A 19,595-nucleotide genomic window follows, 5' to 3' on the forward strand; every position below is an offset into this window, starting at 1 on the left:
ATAATGAAAATCCCATTAATATTCATGTGTTCAATGACTGGGTGGATGAGAGTAGGATTCTTATGTATTTTCTTATATAATAGATGTATGTCTTTATTTTATTGTATGGGGAGGTGTTCCTGTCCGTTTCGAATAGGGAGTGGGCAGGAGATCGGGTGAGTAGTGATCCGTTACCGATATTTTGGGGAATGTTGTTTGTTCTGCTGTTAGTATTTTTGAATGGCTTTTTCGTTGCGGCGGAGTTCGCGATGGTGAAGGTGCGCGGGAGTCGTCTTGATACACTCGTGCAGGAGGGGAACGCAAAAGCAAAGCTGACGCGGCATGTGACAGAGCATTTGGATGCTTACTTGTCAGCCTGCCAATTAGGCATTACGCTTGCTTCGCTTGGCCTTGGTTGGATCGGGGAGAAGACAGTTGCTCAACTGCTGTATAAGCCATTGACGGCATTAGGGGCAGGAACAGCGGTTATCACTTCCATATCAACTGCTATCGCGTTTATTTTCATCACGGTGCTGCATATCGTTCTTGGGGAACTTGCGCCGAAGACTTTGGCAATACGCAAGTCTGAACGAGTAGCGTTATGGACTGCCGGTCCATTAAGCTTATTCTATAAGGTGATGTATCCGTTCATCTGGCTATTAAATGGTACGGCCAACCTGGTACTGAAGTTGTTCGGTATTGAGCCGGCTTCAGAGCATGAATCGGCACATACGGAAGAGGAAATTCGTATCTTGGTCAAGGAAAGCCATAAGAGTGGGTACATTGATAATACTGAACTGGCACTTGTGGACAACATTTTCGATTTTACGGAAACGCATGCACGTGAAATTATGATACCAAGAACGGATATGATTTGTTTATATGTACAGGATTCGTTTGAGGTGAACAAGACGAAGGTTCTTACGGAAATGCACACACGCTATCCGGTGTGCGATAACGATAAGGACAATATTATCGGCTTTATCCATATCCGTGACATTGTGAAGGCGCCAGAAAACTTGGACAGCATTCGTTCCATCGTACGACCGATGTTAAGTGTTCCGGAGTCAATGTCCATTAGCGCATTGTTGAAATTAATGCAGAAAAATAAGGTGCAGATCGCGCTGCTTATCGATGAATTTGGTGGAACAGCGGGTTTGGTCACGTTAGAAGATATTATGGAAGAAATCGTAGGCGAAATTCAGGACGAATTCGATGAGGAAAGGCCACAAATCGAGAAGAAAACGAAACAAACTTTTCGATTGACGGACGGTTGCTGATCGAGGAAGTTAATGCTTATTTCGGCACAGAGATCAGTTCTGAAGACTACGACACGATTGGTGGCTGGATGTATGCCATGGTCGAGGTTCCGCCACGGGTTGGCCAACGTACTCGAGTCGAAGGTGCTTTTGAGTATGAATTTATTGTTGAAGAAACCGATCATTTCCGGATTGCGCGTCTCCATGTGAAAAAGCTGGGGGCAGCGAGCAATCATGATTCGATGATGAATACAGCTTCAAGCATATAGCATAATGACGAAGGGGGTTATCCCGAGCAGGCTTTAAAGCGCAGCTGCGGGATAACCCCCTTGTTGTTGATTCCTATGAATATGAATTGGTTATGCCTTTAATTTGTGAACGATATCGATTGTGCCGCCGCCTAGACATGTGTCCCCATCATAGAAAACGACAGCTTGTCCAGGGGTTACTGCACGCTGATTGATATCAAAGGTAACCTCTACCGTTCCGTCCGCGTTCTTTTGGAGTGTGACACCTTGATCCGGCTGGCGGTAACGGAATTTGGCTGTGCAGCGGATTGGCTCATTTGGCATGTCGCCAGCAATCCAGTTGACTTGAGAAGCGACAAGTCCTGTAGAGTAGAGGCTAGGATGATCGTCACCCTGCACGACATACAGCACGTTATTAGTCAAGTCTTTCTCTGCTACGAACCAAGGCTCTCCGCTACCTGAGCCGCCAATGCCCAAGCCTTGGCGTTGACCTAGGGTGTAGTACATGAGTCCGTCGTGGCGGCCTTTCACCTCATGTGTTCGAATATCGATCATTTGACCTGGTTGTGCAGGTAAGTATTGGCTTAGAAACTGCTTGAAGTTGCGCTCTCCAATAAAGCATACGCCGGTGCTGTCCTTTTTCTTGGCAGTGGCCAGCCCTGCTTCTTCGGCAATACGGCGAACTTCCGGCTTCGGCAAATGTCCAATAGGGAACATCGCCTTTGCCAACTGCTCCTGATTCAAGGCATTAAGGAAGTATGTTTGATCCTTATTGCTATCAACACCGCGCAGCAGGGTATGCTTGCCATCCTCGTGGAGGACGCGAGCGTAATGGCCTGTCGCTAAATAATCCGCGCCTAGGTCGAGTGCTTTTTGCAAAAATTCACCGAACTTAATTTCGCGGTTGCACATAACGTCTGGATTTGGCGTACGGCCGCGACGATATTCGTCCAAGAAATAGGTGAAGACCTTATCGAAATATTCCTTCTCAAAGTTCACCGTATAATAAGGGATGCCAATCTGTTCACAGACGCGGCGTACATCTTCCGCATCGCTTTCGGCTGTGCACTGACCGAATTCGTCCGTGTCATCCCAGTTTTTCATGAATATGCCGATGACATCATAGCCTTGTTGCTTGAGCAGCAGAGCCGTCACCGAGGAATCTACGCCGCCTGACATGCCGACGACGACGCGAGTGTCCGCATTAGATTTTGTCATTGTATCACCGTCTTTGCTGCGAGCTGTGGCAATTGCGGCCCGTTTGAAGGCTGTCGGCTCGCGAATTTATAATAAAGGATTGCTACAAAGGCACGCCTTATTCACATCCTTTTGTATTATACCATAAGGGGGTATATACCGGAAATATGACATGTTGTCAAGAAAATTTCAAGCAAATGGAAATAATTTGTGAATGCCGAAGCAGAATATTGTCCATAAAGGGAAGAGTTATGTTACGATATACAGGGTGCCTTAATCGGAATACATTGGATTGATACGATATTAAATAATGAGGTGTACAATATGAAAATTTCAACAAAGGGTCGTTATGGCCTTACCATTATGATGGAGTTGGCAAGGAGTTGTGGAGAAGGTCCAACATCACTAAAGAGCATTGCGGAGAAAAACCAACTTTCTGAGCATTATTTAGAGCAATTGATTGCTCCGCTGCGTAATGCAGGATTGGTAAAAAGTATTCGTGGGGCCTATGGCGGCTATGTGCTAGCTGGAGTGCCTGAGCATATTACAGCAGGTGAAATTATTCGCGTGCTGGAGGGTCCAATCTCGCCAGTCGATTTTACAGAAGAGGACGATCCGGCGAAGCGTGATTTGTGGCTGCGTATTCGTGACAGCATTGCACAGGTTTTGGACTCCACGACACTGGCTGATTTGGTTAACTACAAGGATGAGGGAAGCCAAGACAGCTATATGTTCTATATTTAATATTGAAAGATAAACAGCAAGTTTCTTATCGTAATAGATAAGCTTGATAAGGATATATGGATTAGCAGAAACGAGGGAATACAATGGAACGCATCTATTTCGACCATGCAGCAACAACCCCACTTCATCCGGATGTCTTGCAAGCGATGACCGACAGTATGCATCAAGTGTTCGGAAACGCTTCCAGCGTTCATGCGTTCGGGCGCGAAGCGAAGCTCGCTTTGAATCAAGCTCGTGATCGCATTGCCGCGCAGCTCGGGTGCCAGCCTCAGGAGCTTATCTTCACGAGCGGAGGGACGGAAGGGGATAATGCTGCCGTCTTCGGTGCCGCATGGTCTGCTTGGCTGCAGCAATGTTCGGATCACAATCAACCAGCATCCGCTCGCAAGCCGCATATCGTGACGACGCAAATTGAGCATCATGCGGTGTTGCATGCGTGCGAGCGATTGGAGCAATTCGGATTTGAAGTGACTTATGTGGCGCCGGATCAGACTGGGAAAGTATCGGTTGAAGCAATTAAGGCTGCGCTGCAGCCCCATACTTGTCTTATAAGCGTCATGTACGGCAACAATGAAGTAGGCACAATTCAACCAATTGAGGAAATCGGGCGTTTGGCTCGTGAGCGTGGAATTGCTATGCATACTGATGCTGTGCAAGTGCTGGGTCATTTGAAATTTCGATTGTGCGAGATCCCCGTAGATTTCGCAAGCTTCTCTGCCCACAAAATTAATGGTCCTAAGGGCGTGGGTGTTCTATATGTGCGTTCGGGTGTGCATTGGGATCCGCTGTTATATGGAGGAAGCCAGGAACGCAAGCGCAGAGCAGGAACAGAGAATGTAGCGGGTATCGCTGGTATGGCCAAGGCGCTGGAAGTGGCGAATGCTTCGCTGAGTGAGAAGCTTGAGGGGCTCGGACAAATTCGCAATACATTGTGGATGGAGCTGTCATTGGCACTTGGGGATCGCGTGGTCATGAACGGGCATCCTACTGAGCACTTGCCGCATGTACTGAATGTCAGCTTCTTGGACGTGCCAACCGAGACAATGCTGATGAACTTGGACTTGGCTGGCATTATGGCCTCAAGCGGATCCGCCTGTACTTCAGGTTCGCTGGAATTGTCGCATGTGCTTGAAGCTATGGATTTACCGGATGAGCGCAAGAGAACGGCTGTACGATTCAGCTTCGGATTGGGCAATACTAATGAAGAGGCTGCTTGCGCTGCGCAACAAATTGCAACCATCGTATCACGTGTTCGTACTAGACAGTAAGGGACTGTCACAGCGTGAAAGGAGGGGCGATTGAGATAACGCGGCATGCTAGCCGAGGTCGTACTCGAAGAAGGGTTTCATCAATTTCGAACCTAGAACGACCTGCATGATTTTTGTAAACTGCCGTTAGCTGAAGAGGGGGCCCCGATATGAAGCTGTTGGAACTGATCGGCCTTCCCGTGTATGCAATTGAGACGGGGAAGCGATTGGCCAAGGTGAAGGATATCCGCATTTCGAATGATTGGACTATAACGCATATAGAGCTTGATGGTCGTTCCCGTAAGGGTTCGCCTCCTCCATCGGTTAGCTGGGAAGAGGTAACTGCCTGCGGAGAAGACGCAATAATGATCGCGAATGATACAGCCATCCGCCAGACGGAGGCTATCCATATAGAGAGGACTTTCTTGACAGGGAATGGAGCGTTGAAGGATTTGCCTGTCATGACAAGTGAAGGATCGCAATTAGGATGGGTCGCTGATGTTTATTTTCAGCCAAATATGGGTAACCAAGTAACAGGTCTGGAAATTTCAGACGGTTTGCTGTCTGACCTGCTGGAGGGCAGACGGCGGATAGATGGGACAAGCCGCTTGAAATGGGGGACTGATGTTATTGTCTTCGAGGATAGCGGATAGCCTGCACGGTACGAACAAATTAGTCAACGGACGGAATGGTGAGAACGATGTTGCGATGCCCGAACTGCAATTCCAAAGATATCGGGAAGATTGGCTCCCACCAATTTTATTGCTGGGGATGTTATATAGAGCTGACGGTGAACGGAGACAAGATGTCCGTGTACCAGGTCGAAGAGGACGGTACATTAAGCTCTCTGGATGATTTATTTTTTGGCGATGAATTTGCGTCGCCTGCGTTCCCGGAAGCACAGGCCTCGTCCTAAGGATTGGGCAGAACAAATATCCATCATATGGAACATTGGCGCTCGTAATCGCTTCGTAGAGGCGAGAACGGGCGCTTTTTGCATGCTCGTCATTTTGTCCGTGATGAATCTCATATTGTGAGAAAAAGAGTTCGTTCATAATACATATTGTGCTCATTTTCAAACAAACACACTAGATATAGTTGACATAGACGATTTGCACTGAAAATGAAGGTACATAATGTGAAAGGACTGAGTTGATATGACGATGGTATCCATGAAACGAACAAGCACGGTATGGGAACGGAGCAAGCCGACGGGCACGGAGCGGTTAACGGCATCGCTGCATGACATCGTAGACGGCGGAAATCAGGATCTGATGCAGGAAAATGCGAATGTGGATGGACGTTCGCCTATGGGGATGATGGGTAAAATCGCAAGCGAGAGCGCGCGTTGGTATACGATTCAGCATCTGCTGTCTGCTGACGTAAGAGAGGCAGTGGAACAAAACCTGATGTATCCGCATGACCTCGATTTCTATGCTTCCGGTACGACAACGTGCTGCCAAATCCCGCTTGGCAAGCTGTTAAAGCAAGGGTTCAACACGGGTCATGGATATATGCGCGAGCCGCAGGATATTAAGAGTGCGCTTGCGCTGGCGTCGATTATATTGCAGGCGAACCAGAATCAGCAGCACGGCGGGCAAGCATATCCGATGTTCGATTATGATGTAGCCCCTTATGTACGCAAAACTTACAACCGGCATCTTCGTTATATGGAATCGCTGCCGCTGCCAGAGGATTTCGATCTTGCAGCAGAAGTATGGCGATTAACGGAGCGGGATGTATATCAGGCTTGTGAGGCATTCATTCATAATGCGAATTCCATGCATTCCAGAGGCGGCGGGCAGGTGCCCTTCATCTCGCTCAACTATGGCACGGATACATCCTTGGAAGGACGAATGCTTGTGAAGCAGCTTCTGCTGGCGACACAAGCTGGACTAGGCAGAGGGGAGACGCCTATTTTCCCTATTCAAATTTTCAAAGTGAAAAAGGGAGTCAACTTCGACTCATCTGATCCGAATTACGATTTATATCAGCTTGCACTGCAAACGACAGCGCAGCGGTTATTCCCGAACTTTGCCTTTCTCGATGCTCCGTTTAATGCACAGTACGATAATGGTACGCCAGAAAGTGAGGCCTGCTATATGGGCTGCAGAACGCGCGTCATGGGGAATGTGAACGGAGAGGAAACGGCGATCGGCAGAGGGAATCTGTCCTTCACCTCGTTGAATCTCGTTCGTCTTGCTATGCTGTCAAGCAGTATAGATGATTTCTTTATTCGCTTGGACACTATATTGAAGCTGACGGTCAAGCAGCTGACGGAGCGGCTGGAGTACCAATCGAAGAAGCAGGTAAGAGACTTTGCATTTTTGATGAAGCAGGGTGTATGGCGTGGCAGTGAAAACTTGCAGCCAGAGGATGAGCTTGGGGAAATCCTTAAGCAAGGGACACTTAGCGTTGGCTTTATCGGACTTGCAGAAGCTCTGGTCGCGCTTACAGGTACCCATCATGGCGAGTCTGAGGAAGCACGCAAGCTAGGAATGCGGATCGTGACTCATATGCGTATGCGAATGGATGAGGCAATTACAGCGACAGGTCTTAATTTCTCATTGATCGCGACACCGGCAGAAGGACTATCTGGGAAATTTACAAGCCGGGATCGGGCTGATTTTGGTGTAAGAAAGGGCATTACGGATCGGAAGTATTACACCAATTCCTTTCATGTGCCTGTATATTGCTCCGTGAAGGCGATCGATAAAATCCGGATTGAAGGGCCTTTCCATGAGCTGTGCAATGCAGGACATATTACTTATGTGGAACTGGACGGCAGTGCCAAGGCTAATCCAAAGGCGCTTGACCGAATCGTGCGTGCGATGGCGGCCAGCGGAATTGGCTATGGCTCTCTTAATCATCCTGTCGACCGCTGCCGCACTTGTGGCCATCAAGATACAATTGAGGACAGCTGTCCGGTATGCGGAAGCTCTGGCAACCAAATCGAGCGCATTCGCCGCATTACTGGATATCTGGTTGGGGATATGAACAAATGGAATACCGCAAAGCGGACAGAGGAGTCGGAGCGGGTGAAGCATCAATGAGCCTGCGCGTTCTATCCATTTTGCACGACAGTGTTGTTGACGGGGAGGGTCTGCGCACAGTCATTTTCTTCAGCGGATGTCCCCACCAGTGCAAAGGATGCCATAATCCGCAATCCTGGAACATGATGAACGGTACGGAGATGACTGTAGAGGAGGTGGCAGCCGAGGTGCTGTCCAATCCGCTTACAGATGTAACCCTATCCGGCGGAGAACCGTTCATGCAGGCAAAGGAAGTGTCGGAGTTGGCCCGGCTGCTGCGTCAGTCTGGCCGACATATATGGTCATATACAGGGTATACGGTCGAGCGGTTGATGGAGCACGGTACTCCAGATCAACAGGAACTGCTTCACAGTATTGATGTCCTGGTCGACGGGCCTTTCATAGCAGAGCGCCGTTGTCCCGGACTCCCTTTCCGCGGCAGCGACAATCAGCGTATCTGGCGAATAGAAGATGGAACTCCTGTTGGATTAATTTTTCCCTAGGCTACACATACTTTACTGTATTGCAAGCATTCTACATACTAGCTAGTTGGAACGGAGTGTATGGTACAGTGGAGCGTTTTTGGAAAAACCGTCTATTCGTCATGAGCATCTATTGTCTGCTAGGTCTTATCATCCTCTATTTATTGTTTATGATGAAACCTCTAATTGGGCATGTCTATGGCTTTCTTAAAGCTATACTTGCCCCTTTCTTCGTGGCGATGATTATTGCTTACGTGCTCAATCCGATCGTAACCCTGCTCAATGAGCGTAAAGTTCCCCGCACAATGGCGGTCTTGCTTATTTATGCGGTATTCATTGCAGTCGTAACAGTCATTTTAGTCAATATGATCCCGATGCTGGTGAAGCAGCTTGCAGAGCTTAACAATCAGATGCCCCATCTGAATGCGAAGGCGGAGCAGATGATGGATGGTGTAGGAAAAACGATGCCGCCTTCCGTACGTTCTGGATTAAACAACTCGATTTACGCGCTTGAGGAGCGCATCGGCAAGACGATTTCAGACTTTATGGAAAATATCGGAGCTGCCATTAATATGCTCTTCATTGCGCTTATCGTTCCCTTTCTCATTTTCTATATATTAAAGGATTTCGATGTGTTCGAGCGTGCTGTTATCGCCTATGTGCCGCGCTCGCATCGGAAACACACGGTACTGCTGTTCCGGGAAATCGATGAGGCGTTGGGCAGCTACATACGGGGACAGTTCCTTGTATGCGTCATTATTGGCGTGCTTGCTTATATTGGCTACTGGATCATCGGCATGCCTTATGCACTGCTGCTTGCCTTATGTGTTGCGGTGTTCAACATTATTCCCTATCTCGGGCCATATTTCGGTGCAGCCCCTGCGCTTATTTTTGCAGCGACTGTATCGATCAAGATGATTATTTTGGTCATTGTGGTCAATACAATCTGTCAAATCGTGGAGGGCAATATTATTTCGCCTCAGGTAGTAGGCAAAACCCTGCATATGCATCCACTCACAATTATTTTCGCTCTGCTGGTCGGCGGCGAGCTTGCTGGCGTTGTAGGGCTTATCCTTGCAGTACCCTTTTTTGCAGTGATTAAAGTAATCTGTCAGCACATTGTAGCTTATCAGATTCGCCGCAAAACCGTGTAAATCAATTTTGGATAATCAAGGAGAATGTTAAAGATAAAAACCCCTACTTTAGTCCTATTTTTCAGAAAGTTTCGCAATCTTGAACAACAAATTCGTTGTCAGGCGCGTTTAAAGAAGTGGATGCGGCGTTTAAGGATATTGGACGCCGTTTTTTATTCGTGAATGATTGCAGATGCCGCGTCCTGCGAAATGAAATAGGAATGATTAGGAGGAGAGTTCTTACGTGAAACGAACACTTGCGATATTATTGACTATTGCTTTAGCAATGGAACTTTCTGCGAATGCCGCGATGGCATTGCCGCAGACGGGATCAAGCACAACGCTTAAAGATGCATGGAAAGACAAAATAGAAGGCTTAAAAACAATTAAGGTGTCGTCCATGATCCCTGCCGCAGGGGCGACAGATGTCAACGTCGGAACTGAGTTGATTCTTGCGTTCAATACTGAAGTAGAAAAAGGAAGCGGAAACATCACCTTGCGGAAGAAGAATGGTGACAAGGTTGAGGATATTGCAGTAGACAGCAACCAAGTTCGCTTGGATGAGTCGAAGAAAAAAGCGACGATTACGTTATCAAAGCCGTTGGAGGCTGGGAATGCTTACCGGGTACAGGTTGATTTCGGTACTTTCAAATCAGGCACTTCAGAGTTCCTCGGTGTTTATGATCCAACGGAGTGGACCTTCACGACTGCAGCCGATGCTGGTGCCCCTCAACTGGATGTACTGGCGCCATCGATTGGGCAGCGAGATGTCCGTGTGGACTCTAAGCTAGTGTTGACCTTCAAGGAGAAGGTATGGAAGCAATCCGGCGGAAGTATCATCATGAAGCAGGCGAAGGATGGCAAAGTGTTTGAGGCGCTGCCGATGTCCTCCAATCGTGTTGCTGGTGACGGCACAAATACGATTACGATTGATCCGGTACAGCAATTGAAGCCGAGCACAGAGTATACGATAGAAATCGCGGCAGATTCCCTGCGCAATGCAAGCGGAAAGTCTTACCCGGGATTGAATACATGGAAGTTCACAACGGGCAATGAGGACGCAGGGGCTCCTACTTTGAAGTCTGCTGCACTTAGTAAGCTGGATACCGTTCGTTTAACGTTCAATAAGAGTTTGAATAAGAACTCACAGCCGCCAGCCGCCAGCTTCGAAGTAACGGTGAATGGAAATTTACGCCGCGTTACGGGGACAGCTATGGGGGACAATTATGTCGATGTCAGCGTAGAAAGCGGGATTGCAGCCGGGCAAAATGTGCTCATCTCCTATCGTCCGAGCGCTGAACGCAAGCCAATACAGGATACGGCAGGCAATCCAGCAGCCGCATTCGAGAAGGCGGCAGTCAGTAATGATGTTGACCGTACTCCACCTATCGTTAAACAGGCTAGTGCGGAAGGAATGAAGGTAATTCTGGACATATCGAATCCGATGGATACCGTATCTGCCCGTGCATATGAACAGTTCAAGGTTACCGTGGATGGGAAGGAAAAGTCGGTAAGCCGTATTTCAGTGGATGGTTCTAGAGTTACGTTGTCGCTTATTTATCTGATCCGCGACAATCAAACGGTAAGAGTGAGCTATAAGCCGGATCGTTATCCATTGAAAGATCGCAGTGGCAACCAGCTTGAGGCATTTACGGATCTTTTGGCGCGAAATGATGCAGATACGAAGGCGCCTGTGGTTCAAAGGGCAGAGGTTAGCGGGAGCCTGCTGACGTTGACTTATAATGAATCATTGGATACGAGCAAGGTACCGCCTCGCAGTCATTTCTCGGTGTATGTCAATCGTTCATCCCAAAGTGTCGATTCTGTTCAAGTGCGAAATAATGAGGTTCATCTCGTCTTAAGCTCCAGTGTTGGCGACAACGATGATGTCACAGTATCGTACTTGCCAGGGGAGCCTCGAATTTCTGATTTGGCTGGAAATAAGGCATCCGGATTCGCATTGATGAAGGCTGATAACCGTTCTGACCGAACCGCGCCAACGTTGCGTTCGGCTTCAGTGAAGGGCAGTGCGATAACGCTTGTCTTTTCCGAGCGGCTGAAGGAATTTCCTTCTCCTGACGCATCACAATTTGTGGTACAGTCAGACAACCGGACAATTAAAGTAAAGCGTGCTTCTACTCGCAACGAAGAGGTTACCTTGACACTGGACGAAGCGGTCAATGCCTACAGCACGGTAACCGTTGCTTATTTGCAAGGGAAAAACCCGATTAAAGATTTGGCAGGCAATTCCTTGCAGTCGTTCGCATCTACCGCTGTGACCAATAAAACGGATGGTTCCACCACACGCCCGGGCGATATACAACCTGCTTCCTTCCGTTGGTTTTTGGATGATGGCTGGTATTTGCTCTCGAGCTCGTCAGCGGACACTAGCTCTGATCGTTCATTAAGCGGCAGTTCTGTTAAGCGTTATACGATACCGGCAAACAAGTTGAAATCATCCTTTGAATATGTACTCCAAAACGGTACGCGCAATCATCTGGCGTTCGATGTTCCGACATCCGAACGCGGAGCGGTGGTCGCTGTTCCATTGCAAACCTTGAATGAGGTATACAGTAAGGCAAATGATGCGGTATTCTCTATTCGTTATGGAGATATCCTGATGTCGGTTCCGTTGCGAGAGTTGGACTTTCGTGCTCTCGAGCGGGAGTGGGGGAACAATCAGGCATACCTGCTGCTCCAAGCAGAATCGGAATCTGGATCGGATTCTCGTGCATTGCTGCGCAGCCTGAATGATACAGGTGCACGCGTACGAGTCAATCCGATTGAATTCCGCTTGTCGGCATTCGCAGGCTCCGCCACGCCGCGTACGATTGAGGCGAATTTGAAATACAAGGTGCGCAACGTACAATTGGTACAACGAGGAAATGCATCAGCCGTCCGTTATGATTCCGTGCTGAACAAGGCGGGATATGTGCCAACGGTAACGAAGCAGGAACTTGGCGTTACGGTGTACGCTTTCCAGTTCAAAGGCAATCGTTCTGTGGCCATGATGGATCGTACGAAAGATTTCTCTGACATTAAAAGCCACTGGGGACGCGACGCTATTCGCGAATTGGCATCAAAGTATATTATTGAGGGTGTTAGTAATGACGCATTCGCACCGAATGCCAACATTACACGCGGACAGTTCGCGATCTTGCTGGCACGCTCGCTTGGGCTTCAAGCTGATGCGTCTGGAGCTTCCGCCTATCGTGATGTGAATCCGTCCAGCATGATGGCTCCTTATATTGGGGCTGCAACCAAAGCGGGAATTATTGGCGGTTATGAAAATGGCATGTTCCGTACAAATGAGTCGATCAACCGTGAACAAATGGCTGTTATGCTCGTTCGAGCGATGGAATATACAGGACGCGATGTTGCTTCCAATCCAAGTTCGCTTAATAAGTTCAACGATCGCAATCAGGTAAGCGGCTATGCGCGCGACGGCGTAAGCAAGGCAGTCTCTACAGGCATAGTTCAAGGGATGACCGCCAATACATTCCAGCCAAAGGCTACGGCGACACGTGCGCAGGCTGCAGTTATGCTGAAACGCATGCTTGAGCAAATTGAATATCTAGGATAGACGCTTCTTATTCATATCCGCAGTGCAGGCAGACTTGGTTCAAAGGAAAGATGTTTGACAACTGTTTGCCTGCTGCTTATACTAGATAATTGGATAGATATATGGAACAAAACGACGACGAATTCAAGTAAGCTGAAGCCCTGGGAGCAGAGAGAAGATTCCGGATCGGCGAACGCCGGCTGGCTGTAAGAATCTTCACCGAGAAGAGCAGCTGAATGCTAATTTCTGAGTGTGAATGGAACTTCACCGGGACGTGCCCGTTATCAACGTCAAGGCGATCGCAGACGCTTGTCTTACCCGTTGCTTGCATCATGGTGCAGGCTTGATTGATTGGATAAGACTGTATGCGATAACCAGGGTGGTACCGCGATATACGAATCGTCCCTGATTTTCAGGGGCGATTTTTTATTTTTATATGACAATTTAGTTGGGGGCGTTTATTCATGAAGGCTAGTGAAATTCGCGAGAAATGGTTAAAATTCTTTGAGAGCAAAGGGCATCACATTGAGCCGAGCGCATCGCTTGTGCCTCACAATGACCCATCGCTGCTTTGGATTAATGCGGGCATGGCCCCGCTGAAGCCTTATTTTGACGGACGGGTGAAGCCTGAAAACCCGCGTATTGCAAACTCGCAAAAATGTATTCGCACGAACGATATTGAAAATGTCGGCAAGACACGCCGCCACCATACGTTCTTCGAAATGCTCGGGAACTTCTCCATCGGCGATTATTTCAAAGAAGAAGCAATTACTTGGGCTTGGGAGTTCTTGACGAGCAAAGAATGGATTGGGTTTGATCCAAACCGTCTCTATGTTACCGTCCATAACGAGGATGAAGAAGCGTACAAGCTGTGGAACGAGAAAATTGGCCTCCCTGCTGACCACATCGTAAAGACAGGCGATGATAACTTCTGGGATATCGGGGAAGGACCTTGCGGCCCGTGTACTGAGATCTTCTACGATCGCGGAGAGAAGTACGGAACATTGGAAGAGGATCCAGAATGCTATCCAAGCGGTGAGAACGAGCGCTATTTGGAAGTGTGGAACAATGTATTCTCGCAATACAACCACAACAAGGACGGCAGTTACACGCCGCTGCCGAACAAAAACATTGATACAGGCGCAGGCTTGGAGCGCTTTGCATCGATCTTGCAGGATGTAGACTCCAACTTCGATACTGACCTGTTCCAGCCGATCATTCAAGCAACATGCCGCATTGCAGGCGTGAAATATAATGAACGTCCAGAGTTCGACGTTGCCTTGAAAGTTATTGCTGACCATGTTCGTACGGTAACATTCGCAGTAGGCGACGGCGTATTGCCATCGAATGAAGGTCGTGGATACGTTATCCGCCGCTTGCTGCGCCGTGCGGTTCGCTACGGGAAAATCCTCGGCATCGACCGTCCATTTATGGTAGAACTGGTACAAACGGTATGTGAAGTAATGGGTGCGCATTACAAGGAGATCGTTGAAAAACGCGAATTTATCGAAAAAGTGATTAAGAACGAGGAAGAACGTTTCCACGAAACGCTTGTCGAAGGATTGGCGATATTAGAAAGCTTAGCATCTGCTGCGAAGCAGGAGGGCCGTACGCAAATTGGTGGGCAAGAAGCGTTTAAGCTGTATGATACGTATGGCTTCCCATTCGACCTAACGGAAGATTATGCTTCCGAACATGGGTTGACGGTAGACCGTGAAGGCTTCGACCAAGCAATGCAAGAGCAGCGTGATCGTGCTCGTGCAGCTCGTCAAGATACAGGAAGCATGAAGGTTCAAGGCGGACCGCTTGCTGATTTCACGACTAAAAGCGAATTCGTTGGATATAATGAGTTGGTAACGGAATCCAGTGTGTTGGCGATAATCGTTGGCGACAACATGGCTGAGGAAGCACAAGCAGATACGACTTGCCAAGTGGTGCTTGATCGTACGCCATTCTACGCAGAAAGCGGCGGTCAGGTAAGCGACAGCGGTCTGCTTACAGCAGCCGGGTTCAAGGCAAAGGTTCAAGATGTAGTGAAGGCGCCTCATGGCCAGCATGTTGCTGTTGTTCGCGTGGAAGAAGGATCACTTCGCGTTGGCATGAAGGTACAAGCTGCAGTTGATCGTGCGATCCGCGAGGATATTATTAAGAATCACACCGCAACACACTTGCTTCACAAGGCGCTGAAGCTCGTATTGGGCGAGCATGCGAACCAAGCAGGATCTCTTGTTCAGCCTGATCGCCTTCGTTTTGACTTCACTCATTTAGGAAGCATTAGTGAAGAAGAGCTTACTGACATTGAGCATCGTGTCAACGAGCAAATCTGGAAAGGCACACAGCTCGTCATCGAATCAAAATCGATTGATGAAGCAAAAGAAATGGGCGCAATGGCATTGTTCGGCGAGAAGTACGGCGATGTTGTGCGTGTCGTACAAGTCGGCGATTACAGCATTGAGTTGTGCGGCGGCTGCCATGTTGGCAGCACTTCGGAAATTGGCCTCTTTAAAATTGTAAGCGAGAGCGGTATTGGCTCTGGCGTACGCAGAATTGAAGCCGTAACTGGACGTCATGCGTATCAATATATGGAGGCTCAATTGGAGCTGTTGAAGCAAGCTGGTTCATTGCTTAAATCAAATGTGGCCGATGTGCCGAAGCGTATTGAAGCGATGTTTACCCGCGAGAAAGAGCTTTCCCGTGAAAATGAATCGCTTAAGGGCAAGTTGAGCAGCATTGAAGCAGGACAATTGACAGATCAGGTAAAAACCGTTGCTGGCGTTCAAGTATTGGCAGCGCAAGTTGATGCTGGCGGTATGGATGCGCTTCGTACGACAGCGGACGAGCTGAAGGCGAAGCTGCCAGAAGCTATTATCGCGCTCGGTGCAGTGAACGAAGACAAGGTGAACTTTGTCGTTGCAGTTGCTCCTGGGCTTGTGAAGAAGGGGCTTCATGCCGGCAAGCTGATTAAGGAGCTTGCTTCTGTATGCGGCGGTGGAGGCGGTGGCCGACCGGATATGGCACAGGCGGGAGGCAAGGACGCTTCCAAGCTTCCAGCGGCGTTGGCTCTTGTAGAAGAGCTTGTTACGAAGCAGCTTGGCGTATAATATAAGAGAGGAGCCCTGTTGTATAGGGCTCCTTGATCCGATTCCATTAAGTGTCGCATTGTCGTCAAATTTGTGAACAATGCCAAGCTATGAAGCGGAATATTTTCTAGTTTGTTCGGGTATGTGTTATGATAAGAGTAAAGCGAGGTGTTAGCGATGAATTCCATGGATAAGACGATGAAGTTCAATGTAAAAGCGGAGGAACAGCAAGCTTCCAACGAAGATATCCTGTTGTCTGTCTATGATGCGCTTCTCGAGAAGGAATACAATCCTATTAACCAGATCGTTGGTTATCTTCTATCCGGGGATCCCGCTTATATCCCGCGGCATAACAATGCTCGAAGTATCGTGAGGAAGAAGGAGCGGGACGAACTGATAGAAGAATTGGTTCGTTTCTACTTGAATCATCACCGTTAAGTCGCGAAGATGAACGTATCACGGATGAAGAAGCACACAGCACTGGGAGAGAATGAATGAAGATTCTTGGCTTGGATTACGGAGATCGACGGATCGGTGTCGCGATTAGCGATGCTTTCGGTTGGACGGCGCAAGGGCTGGAAGTCATTGAACGCCGCAAACCAGAGGATGATCTGAAGCGACTTGGTGACATTGTAAAGGAACACGGCGTGGAAGCCATTGTTCTCGGACTGCCGAAGAATATGAATGGCACAGTCGGACCTCGGGGCGAGCTAAGCATGTCATTTGCAGAACAGTTGAAGCAGTCGTTCGGATTGCCCGTTCACCTGTGGGATGAACGCTTGAGTACGGTGTCGGCAGAACGCACATTGCTGGAAGCTGACGTCAGTCGCAAGAAGCGTCGACAAGTCATCGATAAGATGGCGGCAACCATTATATTACAAACATATCTTGACTATCAATCAAGAAGGTGAGGGGTTACTATGACACGAGATGAACATTTGCAAGAAGAACCGGAGATCATTTATATTCCGGACGACGAGGGCAACGAGGAAGAATTCGAAGTCATTATGAAGTTCGATGTAGATGGCACGAACAAAAAATATATGATGGTCGTACCTGTTGAATCCGACGATGATGATTCCGACGAAGTGTACGCGTTCCGTTATGAGGAAGACGAAGACGACTTGAAGCTGTTTACCATCACGGATGAAGAAGAATGGAACATCGTTGAGGAAACGTTCAATACTTTATTTACCGCAGACGAGGAGAATGAAGGGTGACCGAACGAGTGGAGCTTCAATTGACAGAGCAGCTGAAGAATGCTTTCGGTCAATTCGTTGAAATGACGGACGACGCTGGCAACAGCCGTGTTCTGTCGCTAATCGCTGAATTCCGACTTGACGATCAAGCCTATGCCGTATTGCTTCCAGAAGGTGCTCAGGAATCTGAGCAGGAACTGTATCGCATTATCGGAAGTGAAGAAGAAGGCTGGGAACTCGAATCGATTGAAGACGATGATGAGTGGGAAGAAGTAGCCGAACTGTATGATGAACTGACGTATCGAGACGAATTTTAATTTGTAGTTTGTTGAGTGATACGCGGCATCAGCTAACTGATACTTTACGGAAAAAGGGCGGAAATCCGCTCTTTTTCCATGTAGGAGAGTGTGTGGATGAGGAAAGGCTTGAAGATTTATCTGACGATCAGCCTTGTGATTCTGCTTGTGGCCGGGGTTGGGATTGGTTATATATGGAGCGAAATGCGTCCTTCTGCGCAAGGGGAGCGGGATATCCCGGTTGTAATCGAGCAAGGCTCTGGAACAGCAGCGATCGCATCGCAGTTGGAGGAGCAGGGAATTATTCGCAATGCACTCATATTCAAAGTGTATCTGAAATGGAACGGGGAGGGCAGCCGTTTCCAAGCGGGGAAATATTTATTCCGTTCAGGTTCTACCTATGACAACATTATTGCCAAGCTGAACAGCGGTGATGTTGTTGCGGAAGAAATGGTGCGCTTCACGATCCCTGAAGGTTATACCGTGGAACAGATTGCGGACAAACTAAGCAAGGACGGCATTGTGGACAAGGAGCGTTTCCTGAAACTGACGGATGATACGTCTTGGCTCAAGCAGTCAGCGCCGCTTGTTACGCATATTCCTGATGGTGTTAAGCTGAAGCATAAACTTGAGGGGTACTTGTTCCCTGAGACTTATGAACTGAAGAAGGGAAGCTCCGAGGAAGACATTATTACTCGAATGGTGCAGGAAACAGAGAAGCGTTTGTCACAAGCGTCACCAAGCTGGGAGGCTGACCTGAAGACACGTGGATTGTCGTTTCATGAAATGATGACGCTGGCTTCATTGGTCGAGCGAGAGGCTGTCGTTGATACAGAGCGTCCGTTGATTGCGGGCGTCATTGATAATCGAATCGCCAAGGGCATGCGGCTGCAAATCGATGCTACCGTTCAATATGCACTGGACAAGCCGAAGGAACGTTTGTATTATAAAGATTTGGAAATCGATAGTCCATACAACACGTATAAAATAGATAAATTGCCGCCGGGCCCTATTTCTAGTCCAAGTACAGCCTCCATTCAAGCAGTGTTAAAGCCGGAGGCTTCAGAGTATTTGTATTATGTGACCAAAAAAGACGGCTCCCAAACGCATCTGTTCGCCAAAACGTTTCCAGAGCATGAGCGTAATATCGAACAGAGCAAGAAAACGGCAGGTCAATAGAAAGTGGTGAAATGAATATGACTTATCAACCGGAATTGCTTGTTACCGCAGGCAGTGTTGAGGAACTGGAGCGTCTGCTTCAGGCTGGTGCGAATGCAGTCCTCGTCGGGGAAGTAAAATATAGCGTGCGCATGCCGGGTGAAATGACAATCGCGGATATTCAGGCAAGCCTGCCGATCGTCCGCAGCCATAACGCCAAGCTGTATGTTGCAGTTAATAATATTATGCATAATGAGCATTTAACGGATTTGTCTGAATATTTGAAACAACTGGAGGATCTTGGAGTCGATGCGATTGCCTATGGTGATCCGGCTGTGCTGATGGTTGCAAAAACTGCGGCACCATCTCTTCGTTTGCAATGGAATGCCGAGATGACATCCACGAACTACCGGACAGCTCAATACTGGCAGAAGCGCGGCGCAAGTCGCATTGTTGCTGCCCGTGAGCTGAACTTGGAGCAAGTCGTAGAGATGAAACATCAGCTTCCTGACATGGAAGTCCAAGTGCAAATTCATGGCATGACTAATATTTATCATTCGAAGCGTCACCTAGTTCATCATTACATGCATCATCTTGGTAAAGAGGAAGGTACGTATGAAGTGGGCATGGATCAGAAGCTCTTCCTCGTTGAGCGGGAACGTCAGGATGAGAAGTTCCCGATGTATGAAGATGCCAACGGAACCCACATCATGAGTTCTGACGATATTTGCTTCATTGAAGATTTTAAGTCACTCCTTGATGCTCGTATCGACAGCTTCAAAATCGAAGGAATATTGAAGTCTATTTCATACAATGAAACCGTCGTTCGCGTGTATCGTGAAGCAATCGATGCCTATATCGCCGATCCTGAAGGGTATGTCATGAAGGATGAATGGATGGATCGCATCCGTGCTGTTCAGGATCCTGAGCGAGAGCTGTCATTCGGATTTTTCTATAAAGAACAAATGTATTAAGGAGG

At 48.2% G+C, this 19,595-nt stretch carries 16 protein-coding genes and 1 pseudogene; 16 read left to right on the top strand and 1 reads right to left on the bottom strand.

From position 1 onward, the window contains the following. The first annotated feature begins 188 nt into the window (after positions 1–188). A pseudogene (locus PAV_RS14680) lies at positions 189–1,507 on the top strand (hemolysin family protein). Positions 1,508–1,597: 90 nt separating this feature from the next. On the opposite strand, the gene mnmA reads toward PAV_RS14680, so the two are convergent. Then, entirely contained in the window at positions 1,598–2,704 is a 1,107-nt protein-coding gene (mnmA, locus tag PAV_RS14685; protein WP_005547481.1) for a tRNA 2-thiouridine(34) synthase MnmA, read from the bottom strand. A 303-nt stretch (positions 2,705–3,007) separates the two neighbouring features. Here mnmA and cymR point away from each other — a divergent pair, with 303 nt between their 5' ends. From cymR to PAV_RS14760, 15 genes are all read left to right on the top strand, one after another. Continuing rightward, positions 3,008–3,427, top strand: a complete 420-nt coding sequence (cymR, locus tag PAV_RS14690; protein WP_005547485.1) for a cysteine metabolism transcriptional regulator CymR — start codon at positions 3,008–3,010, stop codon at positions 3,425–3,427. Between the two features lie 83 nt (positions 3,428–3,510). Further along, complete coding sequence (locus PAV_RS14695; protein WP_005547487.1) at positions 3,511–4,695, top strand: cysteine desulfurase family protein; 1,185 nt, start codon at positions 3,511–3,513, stop codon at positions 4,693–4,695. Between the two features lie 149 nt (positions 4,696–4,844). After that, on the top strand, positions 4,845–5,327 hold the full coding sequence (locus PAV_RS14700) for a PRC-barrel domain-containing protein (protein WP_005547490.1): 483 nt from the start codon (positions 4,845–4,847) through the stop codon (positions 5,325–5,327). A 47-nt stretch (positions 5,328–5,374) separates the two neighbouring features. Further along, positions 5,375–5,590 (top strand): hypothetical protein, encoded by a 216-nt coding sequence (locus tag PAV_RS14705; RefSeq protein ID WP_040735985.1) that lies wholly within the window; start codon positions 5,375–5,377, stop codon positions 5,588–5,590. Positions 5,591–5,837: 247 nt separating this feature from the next. Further along, complete coding sequence (locus tag PAV_RS14710) at positions 5,838–7,727, top strand: anaerobic ribonucleoside triphosphate reductase (RefSeq protein WP_373399416.1); 1,890 nt, start codon at positions 5,838–5,840, stop codon at positions 7,725–7,727. Next, complete coding sequence (gene nrdG / locus PAV_RS14715; RefSeq protein WP_005547496.1) at positions 7,676–8,209, top strand: anaerobic ribonucleoside-triphosphate reductase activating protein; 534 nt, start codon at positions 7,676–7,678, stop codon at positions 8,207–8,209. The genes PAV_RS14710 and nrdG overlap by 52 nt, the downstream gene beginning before the upstream one ends. A gap of 68 nt (positions 8,210–8,277) precedes the next feature. Further along, positions 8,278–9,342 (top strand): AI-2E family transporter, encoded by a 1,065-nt coding sequence (locus PAV_RS14720; RefSeq protein WP_005547498.1) that lies wholly within the window; start codon positions 8,278–8,280, stop codon positions 9,340–9,342. 223 nt (positions 9,343–9,565) lie between these two features. Beyond that, positions 9,566–12,904 carry a SwmB domain-containing protein gene (locus tag PAV_RS14725; RefSeq protein WP_005547500.1) on the top strand — a complete coding sequence of 1,113 codons (3,339 nt, stop codon included), beginning with the start codon at positions 9,566–9,568 and terminating at the stop codon, positions 12,902–12,904. Between the two features lie 443 nt (positions 12,905–13,347). Continuing rightward, the gene (gene alaS, locus PAV_RS14730; RefSeq protein ID WP_005547501.1) at positions 13,348–15,984 is read left to right on the top strand and encodes an alanine--tRNA ligase; all 2,637 of its coding nucleotides are present in this window, start codon (positions 13,348–13,350) and stop codon (positions 15,982–15,984) included. 156 nt (positions 15,985–16,140) lie between these two features. Next, positions 16,141–16,401, top strand: a complete 261-nt coding sequence (locus PAV_RS14735; RefSeq protein WP_005547503.1) for an IreB family regulatory phosphoprotein — start codon at positions 16,141–16,143, stop codon at positions 16,399–16,401. Positions 16,402–16,457: 56 nt separating this feature from the next. Beyond that, positions 16,458–16,874 carry a Holliday junction resolvase RuvX gene (gene ruvX, locus PAV_RS14740; RefSeq protein ID WP_005547506.1) on the top strand — a complete coding sequence of 139 codons (417 nt, stop codon included), beginning with the start codon at positions 16,458–16,460 and terminating at the stop codon, positions 16,872–16,874. A 9-nt stretch (positions 16,875–16,883) separates the two neighbouring features. Then, a complete protein-coding gene (locus PAV_RS14745; RefSeq protein WP_005547509.1) occupies positions 16,884–17,183 on the top strand; it encodes a DUF1292 domain-containing protein in 300 nt (99 codons plus the stop codon). Next, positions 17,180–17,479 (top strand): DUF1292 domain-containing protein, encoded by a 300-nt coding sequence (locus tag PAV_RS14750; RefSeq protein ID WP_005547511.1) that lies wholly within the window; start codon positions 17,180–17,182, stop codon positions 17,477–17,479. The genes PAV_RS14745 and PAV_RS14750 overlap by 4 nt, the downstream gene beginning before the upstream one ends. Before the next feature lie 96 nt (positions 17,480–17,575). After that, entirely contained in the window at positions 17,576–18,637 is a 1,062-nt protein-coding gene (gene mltG / locus PAV_RS14755) for an endolytic transglycosylase MltG (protein WP_005547513.1), read from the top strand. Between the two features lie 17 nt (positions 18,638–18,654). Next, positions 18,655–19,590: a peptidase U32 family protein gene (locus PAV_RS14760; RefSeq protein WP_040736043.1), complete on the top strand. Its 936-nt coding sequence runs from the start codon at positions 18,655–18,657 to the stop codon at positions 19,588–19,590. Positions 19,591–19,595 lie beyond the last annotated feature (5 nt).

Origin of the sequence: Paenibacillus alvei DSM 29, from assembly GCF_000293805.1 — a bacterium.
Taxonomy (GTDB): Bacteria; Bacillota; Bacilli; order Paenibacillales; family Paenibacillaceae; genus Paenibacillus_B; species Paenibacillus_B alvei.